Origin of the sequence: Allobacillus halotolerans (genome assembly GCF_018967645.1) — a bacterium.
Classification (GTDB): Bacteria; Bacillota; Bacilli; order Bacillales; family Alkalibacillaceae; genus Allobacillus; species Allobacillus halotolerans.
This window is the reverse complement of record NZ_JAHLZF010000033.1, coordinates 1-452: the sequence shown is the minus strand read 5'-3', so window position 1 is coordinate 452 and position 452 is coordinate 1. Positions and strand designations below refer to the sequence as shown.

The window sequence follows — 452 nt, the reverse complement described above, 5'->3', positions numbered from 1 at the left end:
CAACTTCTTTAATCATGTAACTAAACCTTTCCGGTATTTGTTCAACTTCAATAGGTAACATTGATAACAACTGGCTTTCACAACTTTTTATGATTTCTTCTAATTGTTCATCTTGCTTTTCATCTTTAAGACCAATACGTTTTTTTACATCAGCTAGCGTAGTCATATAACCACCTACTCTAGTGACTCAAAAGCATTGATAATTTCAGCTTTTGTTTGTTTTTCATCAACTTGTAAGCCAGCAACACTTGCTATTTCGACAAGTTCTTTTTTGGTTAATTTGTCATTTACAATGTAAATCATTTGTTCGTTGCGTTTATTTTCAACACTAGCTAAAGCTTTGATACGTTCATCTGTAGGATCATAACCTTTGCGAGGGTAGACATGCCCTTTCATATAGACATGTCTGTTATCTTCTAAATCTGTAAAATCTACTTTAACAATTCCAATGA

2 protein-coding genes are annotated in these 452 nt (G+C 32.5%); both read right to left on the bottom strand.

Annotated elements, in window-relative coordinates; translation table 11 throughout:
- A partial coding sequence (locus KQ486_RS14455; protein ID WP_246569351.1) for a phage head-tail connector protein occupies positions 1 to 166 on the bottom strand: 166 nt, incomplete at its 3' end.
- Between the two features lie 8 nt (positions 167 to 174).
- The gene (locus KQ486_RS13595) at positions 175 to 450 is read right to left on the bottom strand and encodes a hypothetical protein (RefSeq protein ID WP_338082061.1); all 276 of its coding nucleotides are present in this window, start codon (positions 448 to 450) and stop codon (positions 175 to 177) included.
- Positions 451 to 452: the final 2 nt, after the last annotated feature.